Source organism: Enterococcus raffinosus (assembly GCF_019175485.1).
In the GTDB taxonomy this organism is placed as follows: Bacteria; Bacillota; Bacilli; order Lactobacillales; family Enterococcaceae; genus Enterococcus_A; species Enterococcus_A raffinosus.
The window spans coordinates 39,440-53,537 of record NZ_CP072889.1; the positions used below are offsets into that span (position 1 = coordinate 39,440).

13 protein-coding genes are annotated in these 14,098 nt (G+C 39.2%); 8 read left to right on the forward strand and 5 right to left on the reverse strand.

Features of this window, described 5'->3' with window-relative positions:
- Positions 1-266 precede the first annotated feature (266 nt).
- Positions 267-668, forward strand: a complete 402-nt coding sequence (locus J9537_RS14945) for a hypothetical protein (RefSeq protein WP_218257590.1) — start codon at positions 267-269, stop codon at positions 666-668.
- Here J9537_RS14945 and J9537_RS14950 read toward each other — a convergent pair.
- Together J9537_RS14950 and J9537_RS14955 are read right to left on the reverse strand one after the other, a co-directional pair.
- The gene (locus J9537_RS14950) at positions 661-2,205 is read right to left on the reverse strand and encodes an AcpB/EbpR/MafR family transcriptional regulator (protein WP_218257591.1); all 1,545 of its coding nucleotides are present in this window, start codon (positions 2,203-2,205) and stop codon (positions 661-663) included. The genes J9537_RS14945 and J9537_RS14950 overlap by 8 nt on opposite strands.
- Complete coding sequence (locus J9537_RS14955) at positions 2,183-3,706, reverse strand: AcpB/EbpR/MafR family transcriptional regulator (protein ID WP_218257592.1); 1,524 nt, start codon at positions 3,704-3,706, stop codon at positions 2,183-2,185. The genes J9537_RS14950 and J9537_RS14955 overlap by 23 nt, the downstream gene beginning before the upstream one ends.
- 322 nt (positions 3,707-4,028) lie before the next feature.
- Between J9537_RS14955 and J9537_RS14960 the strand changes: the two genes are divergently transcribed.
- The 7 genes from J9537_RS14960 (at position 4,029) to J9537_RS14990 (ending at position 11,070) form a co-directional block, all read left to right on the forward strand.
- Positions 4,029-4,304 carry an HU family DNA-binding protein gene (locus tag J9537_RS14960; RefSeq protein WP_010743624.1) on the forward strand — a complete coding sequence of 92 codons (276 nt, stop codon included), beginning with the start codon at positions 4,029-4,031 and terminating at the stop codon, positions 4,302-4,304.
- Positions 4,305-4,550: 246 nt separating this feature from the next.
- The gene (locus tag J9537_RS14965; protein ID WP_028020428.1) at positions 4,551-5,453 is read left to right on the forward strand and encodes a permease; all 903 of its coding nucleotides are present in this window, start codon (positions 4,551-4,553) and stop codon (positions 5,451-5,453) included.
- Positions 5,454-5,463: 10 nt separating this feature from the next.
- Positions 5,464-6,300: a TIGR03943 family putative permease subunit gene (locus J9537_RS14970; RefSeq protein ID WP_218257593.1), complete on the forward strand. Its 837-nt coding sequence runs from the start codon at positions 5,464-5,466 to the stop codon at positions 6,298-6,300.
- A gap of 206 nt (positions 6,301-6,506) precedes the next feature.
- Positions 6,507-7,187, forward strand: coding sequence for a response regulator transcription factor (locus tag J9537_RS14975; protein WP_218257594.1), 681 nt, complete (start codon positions 6,507-6,509; stop codon positions 7,185-7,187).
- Complete coding sequence (locus tag J9537_RS14980; RefSeq protein WP_218257595.1) at positions 7,184-8,173, forward strand: ATP-binding protein; 990 nt, start codon at positions 7,184-7,186, stop codon at positions 8,171-8,173. Before J9537_RS14975 ends, J9537_RS14980 begins: the two co-directional genes overlap by 4 nt.
- A gap of 143 nt (positions 8,174-8,316) precedes the next feature.
- On the forward strand, positions 8,317-9,078 hold the full coding sequence (locus tag J9537_RS14985) for an ABC transporter ATP-binding protein (protein ID WP_218257596.1): 762 nt from the start codon (positions 8,317-8,319) through the stop codon (positions 9,076-9,078).
- Between the two features lie 3 nt (positions 9,079-9,081).
- Positions 9,082-11,070, forward strand: a complete 1,989-nt coding sequence (locus tag J9537_RS14990; RefSeq protein WP_218257597.1) for an ABC transporter permease — start codon at positions 9,082-9,084, stop codon at positions 11,068-11,070.
- A 190-nt stretch (positions 11,071-11,260) separates the two neighbouring features.
- Here J9537_RS14990 and J9537_RS20665 read toward each other — a convergent pair whose 3' ends face one another.
- From J9537_RS20665 to J9537_RS15000, 3 genes are all read right to left on the reverse strand, one after another.
- Positions 11,261-12,223 (reverse strand): IS3 family transposase, encoded by a 963-nt coding sequence (locus J9537_RS20665; protein ID WP_245001366.1) that lies wholly within the window; start codon positions 12,221-12,223, stop codon positions 11,261-11,263.
- Complete coding sequence (locus J9537_RS20670; RefSeq protein ID WP_060789657.1) at positions 12,160-12,843, reverse strand: helix-turn-helix domain-containing protein; 684 nt, start codon at positions 12,841-12,843, stop codon at positions 12,160-12,162. The genes J9537_RS20665 and J9537_RS20670 overlap by 64 nt, the downstream gene beginning before the upstream one ends.
- Positions 12,844-12,928: 85 nt before the next feature.
- Positions 12,929-14,089: a cation diffusion facilitator family transporter gene (locus J9537_RS15000; protein ID WP_218257598.1), complete on the reverse strand. Its 1,161-nt coding sequence runs from the start codon at positions 14,087-14,089 to the stop codon at positions 12,929-12,931.
- Between the last annotated feature and the right edge of the window lie 9 nt (positions 14,090-14,098).

Genomic DNA, 14,098 nt, shown 5'->3' on the forward strand with positions numbered 1-14,098 from the left:
ACACGAAGTGAATTCGCTTACAAAATAATTGTACAGGATTTTGAGACAATTTCAACTAAGAATTTGCAAAGGATTTGGTCTGTTTGAATAATTACGGTCAAATGAAACCCTTTACATTTTCTAATAGAAGAGTATTCTGCCTAAAAAGAAACAACAAATACCGGGGGATGAAAAACTTATTATTTTTATAATAAGAAATAAAATATTTGCGAAAACCCACATTACTCGCCATAATAAAACCAAGGATATTAAGGAGCGAAGTCACTATGCCAGATAAAGAACGAATTGACCTATTAAAAGAGCAGGTAAGCTTTCTCGAAGCTCGCCTGACTAGATATGAAGAACTACTTCACGGCCCTTTGTTAAAACGAATCCTCTTTGGAGGTGGGCGAAGAGCCAAACTCAGTTTTATAGAAGTCTTGATTAGTTTAATTGTCCTGCTGTATGCTTCTTTGAAAATGGAGCGAAATATAGCGTTTTTTGTAATTGTCATTTTAGCCTTTGCGGTCATTTTGTTTTCAGCGATTCAATTAAACGTGATTCGAAAAAAGAATGGTCAGGAGAAATACCAACGCATGATTAACAGTCTAACAGCGGAAAAAGCCTCGATGGATAAAGAAATTGCCCGCTTACAAGACGAAAACGGGCGGAAGAATGGACTCAAGTAAGTTGCTTGAGTCCATTTTTTTCTTGTGTTTGTTTAGTAGTTGTCTTTTTTGAAATGATTTGATCGACTAATTGCTGAATTTTATTCAACGATTGGATACTTGGACAGAGTTCAACAGCAATAATCGGTGTCAGACAATGAGGAACGTCAAAGGTAGAGGTACTGACAACAATATCATGCTCTTCGAAAACCTCTAAGTAGCTTTTATTATGTAATTGATTCATATTGATTTGATGAATCACGTAGTTTCCTCTAATTGAGAAACGAAGCAGCTCGATTAATAAGCTTTCCTGCATTTTAGAGTCTGTTGAAACGATCAGAATATCTACAGGCTTTTCTGTTTGTCTCATCCCGTTTAAACAGCTCGGAACAGTAGCGACAATTTGATAGATATAATTGTCTATGAATTCTTGAGAGCGAAAGTTCCGATACTCTTTTGTAAAATCTATCATTAAGTTACGTAGTTGATGAACACAATGTGCATGGAAAGTTTCCAGTAATGAGAGACAGTCTTTTTTACGGTTTCGAAGGACGCTGATAAATTTCTTTGTTTTCATATGAAATAAATGTTGATTAACCAAAATTGTTGCCAGCTGCTCTTTTTGTTTTTCAGTTAGCGGATCAACTAGCATTTGACTGAGTCTCTCGGCTAATGCAAGATGTGTTTCATAATGGTAGGCCAGCTTATGATTTGTTTCTAAAGCCCGTCTTCGTTGCTCATCGCCGAGTAGAAACATGTCAGAATAGAGTAGCCAGAAACTATCCTTCATCACGTCCTCAGAGTAAATAAAGAGTAATTCCTTGCGAAGATACGGGTTAAATTTAAAGACAGCACTCTGACTTGGTGGCAATAGAGCTGAGGATTTCAAACTGCTGACGGGCATTCGGTGTCCGTTTGAGATACGAACGAGACTAATGAAAAATGTCATACTTAACCGATTATATTGAGCGAGTGAAACATTTAACTTATTATTGTCGATCATTGATCGGACGACGTTATCCGCAGAGTCAAAAAAGTTTGCACTAAATGGTGTATCCTTCCGATCGATTTTCTTTTCTGAGAAGTATAAGAAAAACAAATGACGAATGGCTGTTTCGTTTCCAACGACTCGATACGGCCGGCGCAAAATCTCTATATTCCAGTGAGCTAACGCCTCCTCTAAATCTTTCATTGACGCTTGGACAGCGGTTAGGCTACAGAAGACACTTTTAGAAAGCTGAATGAGAGAATAACAATTTTCAAAGAAAATCGCTTCTAACATTCTGAAGGCTATGGATTTTTGGAGCAACGTTGAAAAGAGGACATCGATAGTGGCGTTCTCCTTCAACTCTAATCGATAAAGACTGTTTTCACGAATGACTTTGTAATAGTCGCTTTGAGTGTTGATTGAGCGAATATCACTTAACAATGCCGGAGTAGTGCATTGGATCGTTTTGGTTAATTCATCGCTAGACAGTGGATGCTGGGAATAGTAAAGTGTTTCAATTAACTGCAATTGACGTTGACTATCTCGTTTAAGAAGACGTCTTAAGTTCATCGTATAATTCCTTTCGTGTTGAGAGTGATTCGAATTGATTTACAAATTGTTGAATTCGTTCAAGATCCTTTGCGGTTGGATACGCATTGATCGCGATTAATGGACAGGCTGATTCTAATCCAGTCATGGTTACATTAGTTATGATTAAATCGTATTTTTTCGTTAAGCTAGTCAATTGCTCCTGCAGGATAAAAGGTGTTTCAAAGTATTCATAGTTGACAGAGCCCTTGATGTAGACAGGAAAAATAGACTGCCAGAAACGCTCATGAGTTGTAGAAGTATCTGATAGTAAAAGCACTTTAAGCGGTTTATCTGCAGCAACCAAGCGCTGGAAAATATTATCAATCATGGTAATGAGGCAACTTAGATATAGCGGCGCCATCATCTCACGACCGATTGGAGCTAAAAACTCATTCACAATCCGTCTGAGCTTGTTTAATTCACGACTGTATTTCTTATCAATCAGGGTTAAAAGCATTCGTTCCGTTTCTTGAAGGATCTCGATAGGACAATCATTTGGATAGTAGCAGAATAATTCATTGCCTAATAATCGTGTTGTTTCCGCCATTTCAGCGTGTGAGAGTGGGGTGTCTAACAAAGCATTAAGCTTTTGCAATAAGAACATATGCAAATCATAAAAATCTGCAAGCTTGTTATCTATTTTGTGCGCCGTTGCTTGTTGCTGACGAGTCAAAATCAAATGATGGCTGAACAGCGGCCATAGGCATTCTCTTAAGATCGCGTCGGTCAGTTCTATTTCAACCTCTTGTCTGATAAAGCGTCCTAGTCGGGAAAGTCTCTCCACTTGTGGAATTGTAAGCCCGCTGTTGGAAGACAACCCTCGAATAAAATGACCATTTTTCAAACGATGCAAGGCAATCAAAAAGCTGTGCACCAATTGAAAATGACTATTCATCGTGTTGGTGATTTTGTTTTCAGACATAATTTGCCGTATCAGCTGATCCACAGCGTTTACCAATCTATTCGAAAAACGATAGTTAGAGAAGGGGACTCTAGATTCCTTAAAGAAAAGATAATAAAAGCGTCGAGTAGTGAGCTCATCGCCATCAAGTCGTATCGGACGGTAAAGAAGTGCAATATCACCATCGGATAGCGTTGCATTGATCGCTTTGAGGTATCTCTGCATGTTAGAAAAGCTGCAGTTCAGACGTTTAGCTGCTATGTCAATGCGCTGATTTTCCTCAAAAAAAGCACTCTCGATCGTTTGGAATTCCAGATTGCTCCGAAGGATGTGGGCATAAACGCTATCAATTGTTGCACTATCGTCAAAATCGATGGAATAAAGCCCCTTATTCTTAGAAATTTGAAATGGCAGCTCTTCGCCATTTAAGAAACGAACATCGCTAATTAACACAGGAAGTGTACAAGTTACTTTATCTAATAACTGTTCCGATGTTAAATAATCATGTGCAAAATATAATTCTTCTACAATACGTAATCTTCTAATAGTTTCTTTTTTCATTAATCCTCTTAACTTCATAATAAGGCTCCTTGAATATTTTTTTATTTAATATAATGTTCAAAGAGAAGTGAAACAAGCGCGAAAACTTTAATTTTCTAATATATTTGTTATTTAACAAATGATCATTAAGAATTATCCTTGTATAGAATGTCAATATAATAAGGAAGAATGCAAATTATTTTGGAAATATTTGGATAATTTTCTTATTTTTTAATTTCAAATAAACAAAAAAGAAAAAAATGAAAAAAAGAGAAAAAGAGCGTTAACTGTTGCCTTTCTCTGCAATAACGAATAGAATTGTCTTTGGAATACATTAAAAAGATAGTGGAGGCTATACATTATGATCAATAAACAAAGTTTAGTTGAACAAGTAGCAGAGAAGACAGGATTGACAAAAAAAGACGCAACAGCAGCTGTAGATGCTTTGTTTGATGGGATTCAAACATCATTAAAAGACGGCGAAAAAGTTCAAGTCATTGGATTTGGTAACTTTGAAGTACGCGAACGTGCAGCTCGTAAAGGTCGTAACCCTCAAACAGGTGAAGAAATCACGATTGCAGCAAGCAAATCACCTGCATTTAAAGCGGGTAAACAATTAAAAGACGCTGTAAAATAATAGCAGAATGAACCCGTTACATGGTTTGCCATGTAACGGGTTTTTTGTGTATGAATGGTTCGAAAATCAGAGCGAGATGGGTTAGAATAAGACCGTTTTTTGCGAGTAAGAATCTTTTACTAAAATTAATGATGATTGAAGAAAAACATAAAAATATCTAAAAAAAAGTTTGTGAATTAAAATTTTCTTGTGTCTTTTGACGAAAAAGAGTATATCTTTAAGCAGTGAATTTTTTGGAGGAGACACATGTTTAATTTTCTACCACATTCCGTTTTACAAATGAGCGCGATTTTTCTATCAATCGTCATCGAGGCGATTCCATTTGTGTTATTAGGTTGTATTATTTCTGGAGCGCTGCAGGTTTTTCTAACGCCTGAACGCGTGCGGAAGATCTTGCCTAACAATAAATTTTTAGCCATACTCGTTGGTTCTTTTCTCGGCTTCTTCTTTCCTTCCTGCGAATGCGGGATCGTGCCGATAGTCACACAATTCATACGTAAAGGAGTGCCGGAGCACACGGCTTTTGCCTTTATGGTAACTGCACCAATCATCAATCCGATTGTATTGTTCTCGACCTACATCGCCTTTGGCAACAGCGTGAAGTTTGCTTTGCTGCGAGGGATTGGCAGTTTGATTGTCGCTTTGATTATTGGCTCATGGATTGCTTATTTTAATCGTACACCGATCTTAAAAACGGCGCTTCATGATCATAGTCATTCGCACCATCATCATGATAAGGCGAAGCGAGAATCATTTGGTGGAAACGTCTGGTCTGTTTTAGTCCACGGCATCGATGAATTTTTTGATACGGGCCGCTATTTGATTATTGGAGCGCTGATCGCCAGCAGTATGCAGGTCTATTTACCGACACAATTTATGATGCAGCTGACTTCTTCGAAAATCGTTGGTATTTTAGTCATGCTGATTCTGGCTTTTACGATGTCTCTTTGCTCAGAGGCGGATGCTTTTGTTGGTTCCTCTTTATTAAGTCTATTTGGAACCAATGCGATCGTGGCTTTTCTAGTCTTTGGACCAATGGTGGATATCAAGAACTTGATGATGATGAAACGCAGCTTTCACGGGAAATTTATTTTGCAGCTGATTGCTTTGATCAGTGTGATCGTTACAATCTACGCACTTGTACTATAGGAGGAGACCAATGATTCGCTTTTTGATTTTATCCGGCTATTTTGAATTAATGATGTATCTACAGGTTTCCGGCAAGCTGGATCAGTACATCAATGTCCATTATCGCTACCTCATTTATCTGACAATGTTTTTATCATTGTTGTTAGCCCTTGTACAGTTGAAAATCTGGGCAAGCGGAGAAAAACATCAGGACCACGACCATCATGAGGGACATGATCACGGCTTGAATAAGCCTTATCAAAGAGGGATCGCGTATCTTCTATTGATTTTACCCTTAGTCGTGGGGACGCTTTTTCCAACGATCAGTCTGGATACGACGATCGTTGAGGCTAAAGGCTTTAGTTTTCCTATCAGTAAGGAGTCTGTGGGAGACCCTGAAATGAACACCCAGTATTTGAAGCCTGACACGAGTATTTATTACAATAAAAGCGACTATAACGACCAAATGACGAAGCTGATGACAAAATATGAGGCTGATCAAAAATTAGCAATTACAGATGAGAATTACTTAGAAGTGATGGAATTGATTTACAACTACCCAAACTCCTTTGTCGGCAAGAAGATTTCCTTTAATGGGTTTGTTTATGAGGCGAATAAGAATCATCAGAAATATGATTTTCTTTTCCGATTCGGCATCATTCATTGTGTGGCAGATTCTGGGGTCTTTGGATTAATGACCAAACTGCCGGAAAATACGACAGTGAAAAATAATCAATGGCTGCATGTGGAAGGGACGATTACGCTAGATTTCTTTGAGCCATTTGACCGTCAAATCCCTGCAGTACAAGTTGACAGCGTACAAACAGTCAGTGCACCGAAAAATCAATATGTGTATCGCGCATTTTAGCATGTAGGAGAGGTTATGACAGAAGTGGTCAGCTTTAAGAGATGAGAAGGAATCTCCGAAAATTGCTTTTGGTACATCGTTTATTCGGAAAGAGGAAGTGTGACAAGATTTTTGTCACACCCCTCTTTTTTTGCTCGATTCAAGTTAGTTACCGAAATAGTATAATTTTCTAGTATAATAAAAAGAAAAAGTAGAAGGAACTGTAAATGACAAAAAAAATTTTTCTTGTAGAGGACGACACGACCATCGTTTCTGTGATTGAACAGCATCTGACGCAATGGGGTCTGGATTGTTATGTAGCGGACGATTTTCAGCAGGTATTTGCTGATTTCCAAAAAGTGCAGCCGGATTTGGTAATTTTAGATATCTCCTTGCCATATTTCAACGGCTTTTATTGGTGTCAAGAAATACGTAAGGTTTCTGAAGTGCCGATTATTTTTTTATCGTCTGCCAAAGATCAAATGAATCAGGTAATGGCGCTAAATATGGGTGCGGATGAATTTATTGAGAAACCTTTTGAGCTGACCATTCTATTAGCGAAGATTCAAGCGCTGCTGCGCCGCAGTTATCAATATGGGCAGCAATTGACCTATACCTTTGACGTATATCAATTTGTGCCGGCAATCAATCAAATCCAATCCTCAACGGATCAGCTGCCGCTGACCCCTAATGAATCGCGGATTCTTAGTGTTTTGTTTGCGACTCGAGGAAAGATTGTCCCTCGCGAGCAAATTATCGAAACCCTGTGGCAGAGTGATGATTTTATTGATAACAATACGTTGGCCGTCAACCTCACACGATTGCGGAAAAAACTAAAGGATTTTGGGATAGACAGTTTAATACAAACTGTTAAAAACAAGGGTTATTTAATAGAGGAAAAAGAATGAAACTACTGAAAAGCTTTTTGTATGAACGGCGTGTCATTTATGGCATGTATTTCTTTTTTTGGCTCCTTATTTATTTAACGTTCTACCTTTATGAATTCAATTTTGCACCGTTTTGGGACGGCTGGCTGTTTACGATGTTTCTCTTAGTTGTCTATTCTATTGTTTCCTTTTATCGTGCCTTCCGCAAACAGAAAAAACTGGAACTCTTAGCGACAAAGGATCTACAATTAAGCAATCTGATTTTTCTGCCTAAAGCGGACACGCTAAGTGAAAAAACCTATCAAGAGGTGCTGCGTCTGGTGCTTGAAAAGAAGAACCAGCAGCAAGAAGAGCTGCAACAAAATCAAAAGAACATGCTGGATGATTTCGGACTTTGGCTACATCAAATCAAAACACCGGTCGCTGCCTTAGACCTATTGATCCAGTCGGGTCAAATCGAGCCTCGAAGGATGAAGAATGAGGTATTCAAAATCAATGAATACCTGCAAATGATTCTTAACTATATGCGTCAAAACTTAGATCAAGCGGACTTGGTTTTTCAACAGCTGTCAATCGAGAAAATCATAAAATCAGTCGTAAAAAAATATGCGACATTTTTCTCTCAGAAAAATCTGAGTTTAGAGTTGGGAAACCTTGAAGGGCAAGTTTACTCTGATCAGAAATGGTTGATTTTCATTTTGGAGCAGGTCATTTTTAACGCGATTAAATATACAGAGGACGGAACGATCAGCATTGCTTTTAGTGAAAATCAGTTGACCATTCAAGATACCGGTATGGGCATTCGGGCGGAGGATTTACCGCGAGTCTTTGAAAAGGGCTATACTGGCATGAACGGTCGTGAGCAGCAAAGAGCCAGCGGCTTAGGTCTTTATCTCAGTCAAGAGGCCGCAGGAAAACTAGGCTGTCATCTCTATATTGAGTCACAGATAAAAAAAGGAACCAAAGTAACGATTGTTTTTCCAGAAGAAATTTCAGCTTTTGAATAAATCCAAACTTTCATGAATGTAAGTTTGGATTTATTTTCGTAAGTAGTGTTTTTACAGGCAAGCTTCTATGATGAAGTAGAGGAGCTGATCAGAGAGTCGTTTGATCAGAAAATGACTTCAATACGAACGGGGAGGAATTCAAAATGAATGAACTATTAAAAGTAGAGAGTATTAAAAAGATTTATCAAACTCAGTTCAAGGGAATGCCTGTAGAAGCCTTGAGAAATATCGATTTAACGGTTGAAAAGGGAGATTACGTAGCGATTATGGGAGAATCAGGCTCCGGAAAAAGTACGCTGCTGAATCTGATCGCAACATTAGATAAGCCTTCATCCGGGACGATTTTATTGGATGGTATGGATTTGAACACTATTAAGGAAAAAAACGCGGCCGCCTTTCGAAGAGACCATCTAGGATTTGTGTTCCAAGATTTCAATTTGTTAGACACCTTTTCTGTAAAGGATAATATTTTATTGCCGCTGGTGCTTTCACAAACACCCGTCAAGCAATTGATGGGTGAGCTTAAACCGGTGGTAAAGGCTCTTGGCATTGAGAAGCTGTTAGAGAAGTATCCCTATGAGTTGTCTGGCGGACAAAAACAGCGGGTCGCTGTCGCAAGAGCGATCATCACCAATCCAGAGCTGCTATTAGCTGACGAGCCCACCGGAGCGTTGGATTCAAAAACGTCGGAGCAACTGCTGCAGATTTTTCAACGATTGAATTATAACGGGCAAACGATTCTAATGGTGACCCATAGCTCGATTGCGGCCAGTCATGCGAGACGTGTGCTCTTTATAAAGGATGGACAGGTCTATCACCAATTATACCGGGGAAACAAGGACAATTATGAGTTTCTAGAAACGATTAACGAAACACTGACAGCCTTGCTATCAAAGGAGGCGTAATGGATGTTCTATGCGAAATTAGCTTTAACCAATTTGAAAAAGAACCATCGCGGTTATCTGCCTTTTCTTATTTCTATGCTGTTTTTAGTCGCTATTAACACGATGACACAGGTGATAGTGAACAATGAAGGGATGCGCGCCCTGCCTGGTGGTGGTTCGGCCAGTGCTATGTTTGGCTTGGGACATATCGTGATCATAATCTTTACGATAATCTTTTCTTTCTACACCAATAGTTTTTTGTTAAAACAGCGTAAAAAAGAACTGGGTTTATATAATATTTTAGGTCTAGGAAAACGCGAGCTGTATCAATTAATGATTTGGGAAAATCTTCTAAGCTTCCTGATTGTAATCGTTTCGGGATTATTGACGGGCATCGTTTTATCTAAATTTTCCTTTTTAGTCCTTCGTCGTTTAATCAGTGTAGGAAATGCTTTTGTCTTCCAGCTATCACCGAAAAGTCTTGGATTTGTTACGTTGCTCTTTGTGGGAATTTTCTTCTTGCTGCTGTTGATCAATTGCTGGCAAATCAGTCGAACCAATCCGATTTCATTGTTACATGGCAGTAAAAAAGGAGAGCAGGAGCCAAAAGCTCGTTGGTTTCTCGCTATTCTAGGTTTGGCATGCTTAGGTGGCGGCTACGGAATTGCAGTAATGATTGAGTCGCCGCTGAGTGCGTTAAACCTGTTCTTTGTTGCGATCATCCTAGTAATCTTAGGAACCTATTTCCTGTTTACCGCAGGAAGTATCGCATTATTGAAGCTTCTAAAAAGAAACGAGCGATTTTATTATAAAACCAATCATTTTATCTCCGTTTCAAGTATGATGTATCGAATGAAGCAGAATGCAGCAGGATTAGCGAGTATTTGTATTCTGTCAACCATGGTATTGGTCACTGCCGCGACCACCGCGAGTCTATTTTTCGGTCAGAAGGATGTTGAAAAATCACGTTATCCTCGTGAGGTAATGGTTTCTACTGTTCACAAGCCTGAGCTTGTTGAGCAAGCGATCGAAACGGTGAGTGCTGAAAAACAAGCACCACTCACGAAACAAGTTTATCTAACGTCTACCAAAAGTATCATGTTTCAACCGAAAAACGGCAATTATCAGACAACCAGTGCCGAAGATTTTTACAATACCAAATCGCCATCGGTTACACTGATAAATTTTATGACTGCACAGGAATATGAGAAGCATACGAATGAGAAGCCAGATTTGAAGGACGATGAAATTTATTTCTATCCCGTTAGTGGCGATATCAAAGAAAATACTCTTAAGCTGGAGAATCAGGACTATAAAATCAAAAAACGAATCAACCAATTTCCCGGAATCAATCAGCAAGTGGAGCTGACCGACTCATTTGTTGTTGTACTGTCCAATCAAGCGGTACTTGAACGTTGTTTGGCAGATTGGTTTTCTAAGCAATCTGAGGCCGCCGCTGTCTATCCTGAATATAATTTTTTATTTAACACGAAGCTAAAGGAAAAAAACAAGCAGAGTGATTTTGCTCAATCGCTTCGTGCACAATTAGCCCAGCAATTAGGCGAGGGACAATTCACTTTTGACGATAGATATACCTTTGTTGCTGAGAACAAGGTATTCACTGGCGGATTTTTCTTTTTAGGAATCGTTTTTGGCGCTACCTTTATTCTGGCCACTGCTCTGATTATCTACTATAAACAGATTTCTGAAGGGATCGATGACCGAGAGCGGTTTGAGATATTACAAAAGGTTGGAATGAGTCATCGTGAAGTCAAGAAGGTAATAAGCAGTCAAGTAATGATGGTCTTTTCCTTTCCATTAGTTGTCGCGGTCATCCATCTAGGATTTGCTTTTCCGTTGATTAAAAAATTACTCGTTTTATTTGGGCTGGTGAATTGGAAGCTGTTCTTACTTATTTGTGGGATCGTTACCGTGATTTTCGCCATTCTCTATTTCATCGTTTATCGTTTGACGGCGCGCAGCTATTATCAATTGGTAGAACGAAAGAGCTAAAAAGCATTGGTCTTTGGTGGGCTACCCGTCAATAGGACAATGAAATAATGAATGATTTTTAGAACTACTCTTCGCTTCTTGAAGAGTAGTTTTTAACTTTTCTAAGAAACAACTACCGCGCTGCCGCTTGGTTGGTCATGCGTTTCAAACACAAAACAAAGGACGTTTTATGTTTGAAACGCACGAATGATTAGGCTGCTTCGTAATACAGATTGTGATACTCCATCGGTGTCAACACATGCAATTTCCGTTGATAGCGCCCATTGTTGTAATAGTCCATATAATTCGCAATCATCGTGACTAGTTCTGTACGACTCGTAAATTTCTTGCCGTAATATTTTTCTCGTTTGATCATTCCCCAAAACCCTTCCATCGGACCATTATCGATACATTTTCCAACACGAGACATGCTTTGCGTCATTTCAGCTTCAATGATTCTGTTATAAAAATTCTGATGCGTATATTGGAATCCACGATCGCTATGAAAGAGCGGGTGAGCATCAGGTTCTGTTTCGATTGCTTGATCGAAGGTATCAAAGGCAATATTCAGGTCATTGGTATCACTAATGACGTAAGAAACAATCCGACGATCATAGAGGTCTAAAATCGCGCTTAAATAAACCTTGTGGATTTCTGGTCCCTCATAATATTTGAATTCCGTTACATCCGTTAGCCATTTTTGATTCGGCGCTTCGGCAGTAAACTTACGATCTAAAATGTTTTCGGCGGTGTGGTAGGGATGATTCGCTCCTTTTGTAATACTGTTGGCAGAGTGTTTGATGGTCGACTGAATCCCTTCATGTCGGCAGATACGCAACACGCGTTTGTCATTGACATGAATATCGTGTTCTCGAAGCAAGTCATTATTAATCCCGCGATACCCTTTTTCAGGATGTTCATTATGAATGATCCGTATAACTTTCGCCAATTCCATGTTTTCTAGCGTCCGTTCACTATAGGGATGTTCGATCCACCGCAAATAAGCCGAACGAGTGACACTCATGATTTTACACATGGGTAAGATGGCATAGGCTTTTTCTTCGTGAAGTTCTTTGATTGCTTCGTAAGCAACTACTTTTCTGACTTGTCCTAGCGATCCCTTCTTTCTAATTCCTTTACTTTTTTTAACAGGTCGATCTCCATCTGTTGGTATTTTACTTGTTCTTCGAGTTGAGCGATTCTGATTTGCGCGTCTTCCTCTGGGGTGCGACTTTCTTGTTTGGCTTTTCGTTGTCCACGACGATCTTCTAAACCGGCCTTGCCTTTTTTTTCGTAACGCTTTACCCAATTGTAGAGATTGGCATATTTCACTTGGTATTTGACTGCGGTCCTGCTGTAATCATAGTCATTTGCGATACAATACAGGACCATTTCTACACGTTCTTCCAAACTGAATTTTTTTGTTTGTCTCACGTTGCTTCCACCACTTTCTGATTTGAAGTCTCCATGAGTATTATATCTCTTAATCCAGTCTCGAAGTTGAGTTGTACTTCTTAATTCGTATCTTTTAGCTACTCTCAATAGGCTGTCTGAGCCATTCAGATAATCAAGAACGGCTTCAAGTTTTAGTTCCTTTGAATATCCCTTATTCTTTCTTGTGGCAATCAACCCAGCAGGACCTTCGTTTTCATAAATTGCGCACCATCGTTTCAACGTAGTGGAACTAATTCCAGCTTCTTTAGCGGTTCGAGCTGATCCTCGTTCTCCATTCAAATACTGCTTAACAAACTGTACTCGTTTTTCCACAGTAAGTTTCATCTGTCTTTTTCCCATAATAAATACCCCTAACTAGGACTTAATTATTTCTTTGTCCTAGTTAGGGGTAGCATATCACTTCGGACCAATGCTTTTCTTGTAATTATAATAAGTATGTTCGGTCAAAGGTGATGCTCAGTTTTGCTGGCTCACTTTGTGAGATGAATTGGCTGCTTATTTGATCTTGCAGCTGTGTATTTGTTCTCTTTTTTAGGTCTTCTGGTACTACTAAATCAAAATAAATGGTTTCGGGGGTCGTTGTTTTGTCTACCCGTAAATCGTGAAAGCGAAGATTTTGATGAATATCCTTCAAAATCCGTTTTAAGACAGGCGCAATACGCTTAAAATCAGGATCGTCAATCGGATAGGGATCTAAGTGACAAACCAGATCCACCCCTAAATTTTGTTTTACATCATATTCGATGGCGTCGATCACTTCATGGGCGTGGGGCAAGGTCCAGTCTTGATTTACCTCGATATGAACGGAAGCAAAGACACTATTTGGTCCATAGCTGTGTATCAGCAGATCGTGATACCCGATGATGTCGGGATAATTATCCAAATGTTGACGAATGGCTGCAACTTCCTCGTCACGCGGGCGAACACCCATCAAATCATTGATAAACCCCATGATCATCTTAATTCCTGAATAAATAATGTACAAAGCAATTAGAAAACCAATGTATCCATCAATTCGCCAGCCGCTGAACCATTCGATAATGGCAGAAATCAAAACAGCGATAGTCGTATACACATCATTGATACTATCTTGAGCAGTAGCTTTTAGGGTATCGGAACTTATTTCGCGACTTAATCTGCGATACATAAAAGACTGCCAAAACTTCATGAGGATCGATAAAACCAAAACGATGTATACGATCGGAGAAAGCAACACGCTGCTTGGATGTAGAATTTTAATAAAGGAACTGTCTAAGAAGCGAAATCCGACGTAGGTCACTAAAATGGAGATAACGAACCCGCTAATATATTCGAAACGCTCATGGCCGTAGGGATGATCCTCATCAGCAGGCTTGCCGGCAATTTTAAAGCCTGCAAGGGTGATAAAGGAAGAGGCAGTATCAGACAAATTGTTCATGGCATCCGCCATAATTGAAACACTGCCCGAAAGTGAGCCAATAAAAAATTTGGCTAGGAAAAGAGCAAGGTTTGAGATCAAACCTAAGATTCCTGCCAAAATGCCTACACTGGTGCGTTTATTTCCTTTAGAGCGATCTGTAATTTTATTTATTAAAAAAGTCAGCATAACAATCAT

What these genes read in the sequence shown, in the direction of transcription:
- J9537_RS14945 (WP_218257590.1), top strand. Translation starts at nt 267, where the DNA reads ATGCCAGATAAAGAACGAATTGACCTATTAAAAGAGCAGGTAAGCTTT.
- J9537_RS14960 (WP_010743624.1), top strand. Translation starts at nt 4,029, where the DNA reads ATGATCAATAAACAAAGTTTAGTTGAACAAGTAGCAGAGAAGACAGGA.
- J9537_RS14985 (WP_218257596.1), top strand. Translation starts at nt 8,317, where the DNA reads ATGAATGAACTATTAAAAGTAGAGAGTATTAAAAAGATTTATCAAACT.
- J9537_RS14965 (WP_028020428.1), top strand. Translation starts at nt 4,551, where the DNA reads ATGTTTAATTTTCTACCACATTCCGTTTTACAAATGAGCGCGATTTTT.
- J9537_RS14980 (WP_218257595.1), top strand. Translation starts at nt 7,184, where the DNA reads ATGAAACTACTGAAAAGCTTTTTGTATGAACGGCGTGTCATTTATGGC.
- J9537_RS14975 (WP_218257594.1), top strand. Translation starts at nt 6,507, where the DNA reads ATGACAAAAAAAATTTTTCTTGTAGAGGACGACACGACCATCGTTTCT.
- J9537_RS14990 (WP_218257597.1), top strand. Translation starts at nt 9,082, where the DNA reads ATGTTCTATGCGAAATTAGCTTTAACCAATTTGAAAAAGAACCATCGC.
- J9537_RS20670 (WP_060789657.1), bottom strand. Translation starts at nt 12,843, where the DNA reads ATGGGAAAAAGACAGATGAAACTTACTGTGGAAAAACGAGTACAGTTT.
- J9537_RS14970 (WP_218257593.1), top strand. Translation starts at nt 5,464, where the DNA reads ATGATTCGCTTTTTGATTTTATCCGGCTATTTTGAATTAATGATGTAT.
- J9537_RS15000 (WP_218257598.1), bottom strand. Translation starts at nt 14,089, where the DNA reads ATGCTGACTTTTTTAATAAATAAAATTACAGATCGCTCTAAAGGAAAT.
- J9537_RS14955 (WP_218257592.1), bottom strand. Translation starts at nt 3,706, where the DNA reads ATGAAGTTAAGAGGATTAATGAAAAAAGAAACTATTAGAAGATTACGT.
- J9537_RS14950 (WP_218257591.1), bottom strand. Translation starts at nt 2,205, where the DNA reads ATGAACTTAAGACGTCTTCTTAAACGAGATAGTCAACGTCAATTGCAG.